The sequence below is a fragment of the Dapis brunnea BLCC-M229 genome, assembly GCF_050015995.1.
Classification (GTDB): Bacteria; Cyanobacteriota; Cyanobacteriia; order Cyanobacteriales; family Microcoleaceae; genus Trichodesmium.
This window is the reverse complement of sequence record NZ_JBNHEP010000276.1, coordinates 165-4028: the sequence shown is the minus strand read 5'-3', so window position 1 is coordinate 4028 and position 3864 is coordinate 165. Positions and strand designations below refer to the sequence as shown.

Below are 3864 nucleotides of genomic sequence, written 5' to 3'. Positions count from 1 at the left end.
CAGGCGTAAATCCCTTTCTATATATAGCTTTCAACTAGCTTGTCACCCCGTGAGCGCTAAAATACTTGCCAGTACGCAAGGACAAGGGGACGCAGGGACTATAGATATTACAGCACAGGATAGTGTAGTGTTTAATGGAGTCTCTTCAGATGGCACTCAGCGCAGTGGAGCATTTAGTGTAGTAGCAGAAGTAGCGGAAGGAGAAGCGAGGGATGTCACTATTAATACCAATTCTCTGACAGTTAGTAATGGTGCATTAATATCTTCCGATCTTTTTGGTAAAGGTAAAGCAGGAAATGTGAATATTACGGCAGAGGATATAGTGTTTGATGGGTTATCAAATGGTTTTTCCAGTGGCGCATCTAGCGCATTGAGACAAGGAGCAGAAGGACAGCCAGGAAAGATAGATATTCAAACTGGTTCTCTAGAAGTTACTAACGGCGCTCAAATATCTGCCAGTACCGAAGGAATAGGCAATGCAGGCACTATAAATATTACAGCACAGGATAGTGTAGTGTTTGATGGAAGATCGAGTAATGGTTTATCCAGTTCAGCATTTAGCGAAGTCAAGCCAGAAGCAGAGGGAAATGCTGGGAATATAAGTATTACGGCTAGTTCTCTGGAAGTAACCAATGGAGGTATTATAGATGCGAGTACCAAGGGAAATGGAGATGGAGGCAGTATTATAGTTGAAGCAACAGAAAGATTTAACCTAGACAACGATAGCCAACTTTCAGTAGAAACTAACAGTACTGGAATAGCAGGAGACATAAAGATAGACACCCCTGAACTTAACATTAGGGATAATGCACAAATAAGTGCCACAGCCAAAGAAAATGCCACTAACACCGACGAAGTAGGTGGAAAAATTACCATCAACAGCAACGAACTGAATATCTCCAGTCCAGGAGGAATATTAGCGGAAACCAAAGGAGAAGCACCCGCAGGTACTCTCAACCTAAATACCTACAACGATAACCCAGACTTAGATATCAACTTCAGCAACCAAGGTGCGATATCTGCCTCCACTACAGGAGCAGGTAACGGCGGAGATATTAATATTGAAGCTCCAGAAACTATAGATATTTCAGGAGACGGAAAAATATCAGTCGAAACCACAGGAGCAGGTGATGCAGGAAGTATCAAAATTGAAACCCAAAACCTCACAACAACTGATGGAATAGATATAACTGCCTCCACCACAGGAGGAGGTGACGCAGGCAATATCAATATTACCACTAATAATTTTGACCTAGAAGCAGGAACAAGTCTAACGACAGAAACCGACAGTAGTGGCAGAGCGGGAGACATTACTATTAATTCCGAAACACTCACAATAGGGGAAGGAGCGAAAATTAGTGCCACAGCACTAGAAAACGCTACCAGCACAGATAGAACCGGAAACATCACCATCAACAGTAACGAACTTAATATCTTCGGGGAGCTAGGAATATTTGCCGAAACCCAAGGCGAAGCACCAGCAGGTACTCTCAAACTGAATACCTACAACGACAACCCAGATCTCAATATCAACTTCAGCGAATCAGGTTTCATATCTGCCCGCACCTTTTCCTCTGGCAATGGAGGTAACATTGAGATATTTGCTCCAGAAAGCATAAACATTACAGGAGACGGTCAAATTACAGTCAAAACAGAAGGCGCAGGCAACGCCGGAAAAATTAACATCCAAACCCCAAACCTGACAATAGCTGAAAACATCACTATCTCAGCAGCTACCTCCGACAGTGGAAAAGGAGGCAGCATCAATATCGACTCCAGCCAAACATTCCAACTAGATGGTCAACTATTAACAGAAACCACAGGTACCGGAGAGGGAGGCAATATCACCATCAACACAGGCTCCCTCACAGCCGAAAATGGTATCATCTCAGCCAAAAGCACCGAAACAGCCACCGAAAATGCCGGCTCAATAGAAATTACCGCCCAAGAAAACATCACTACAGGTATCATTACCTCCTCAGCCAATAATGCAACAGAAGCAGCAGATGGAGGTGAAATCAGCATTACTAGCGAACAAGGAGAAATCAACGCCACCCAACCAATTCAATCATTCTCAGAGCAAGGCAACGCCGGAGATGTCACCCTCAAGGCCAAAACCAACGTCACCACCAACATCATCAGTTCCCACGGCCAACAACAAGGCGGTCAAATAAACATTACAGCCGAAACCGGAAACATAGACACCAGCAACGGCACCCTAGCCAACTATTCAGGAGGAGGCGACGGAGGAAACGTTAACCTAACCGCCCCCCAAGGAGACATTACTACCAGTAACATCTACTCCTTTGCCGACGGAGACGGCGGTCAAATTAACATTAAAGCAGGAGGAGAAATAAACCTCGCCGAAAACAGCAATATTATCTCCGCCTCAGAACCATCAGGCGAGCAAGGGAGCGGAGAAGCAGGGAGAGGGGGAGATATTATTCTCGAAGCAGGAAACAATATTAACACCACAACAGCCAGAATATATTCCGGTGCAGACGACGGGGACACAGGAAAAATAGAAATTACCGCCGATAGTACCATAGAAACAGGTCAAATAGACCTAGCATCAGGCTTCGTCAGAGAAAGACTAGAATTCAACGACAACAACAACTTCACCCTAATTCCCAAAGCAGATGGAGAAGCCACCCAAGGTTTTGCAGGAGACATCAGCATCAAGAGCAACAACGGCACAATAGACACCACAGCAGGCACTATTAACTCCCGCTCACCAGACGGCTCTGGCGACATCACCATAGAAGCCCTAAGTAACATAACCACAGGCAAACTAGAAGCCAGCGCACTCAATACAACAAAACCCACCACAGGTGGAGATATTACCATCATTAGCCAACAGGGAGAAATCTATACCACTGAAGCCATAGAAACATTCTCAGAACAAGGAACAGCCGGAAGCGTCAACATCGAAGGAGCAGGCCACGTTGAAGTAAATACCATACTATCCCAGGGAACTCAACAGGGTGGAGATATTACAATTCATAGTAGCAGTGAGAATAGTATCAATGTCCAAGACGACTTAAACACATTTTCCACAGAAGGAATAGCTGGAAATGTCACCCTGACATCCCCTGGAACCATAACTATTAGAGGCATTCGTTCCGAAGGAATGGAACAGGGAGGCAATATTACAGTAGAGAGTGGTATAGGTGAGATAGATGCTACTGGAGGAGATATAGACTCCTATTCAGAGCAAGGAGTAGGAGGCGATGTACAACTCAACGCTTTAGACAGCGTAAATTTAGCCAACGTATCATCCTACGGCATGACAGAAAGTGGAGACCTAACTATTCAGAGCCAGCAAGCAGAAGTAAACACAGGCAATGTAACAACAGAAGCCCCAGATGGAAGTAGTGGCAGTATTGTCATCAACGGAACAGAAGTAGGTACAGGAGATTTGAGTTCCATCGGTACAACGAGCGCAGGTGAGATTAACGTTGAAGCAACAGATGGTTCAATAGATACTTATGATGTCGAAATCAAATCTGAGGGTACAATAGGCATTTTAAAGCTACGAGCAACAGAAGACGTTGAGACAGGAGATATTACTCAAGAAGCAGGAGAAGGAGACGCGAATACAGATATTTCATCAGGGGGAGACCAAACCACAGGAGATATTAATCAAACTGCTGAGGAGGATACTAACCTTAATCAAGAGGCCGGAGGCGATATTGCCAACAACAATATCACTCAAGATGCCGGAGATGATGCTACCATCAACCAAGACACAAGCGTTAATGCCAACAACGAAACTGCTAATACTATAGATACAGATACAGGCAACATTACCAACAACAATATCACTCAAGATGCCGGAGATGATGCTACCATCAACCAAGACAC

1 protein-coding gene is annotated in these 3864 nt (G+C 44.6%); it reads left to right on the top strand.

Annotated elements, in window-relative coordinates; genetic code table 11:
- Positions 1-49 precede the first annotated feature (49 nt).
- Positions 50-3864: beta strand repeat-containing protein (locus ACP6PM_RS32005; RefSeq protein ID WP_426590901.1), on the top strand; the 3815-nt coding region annotated here is incomplete at its 3' end.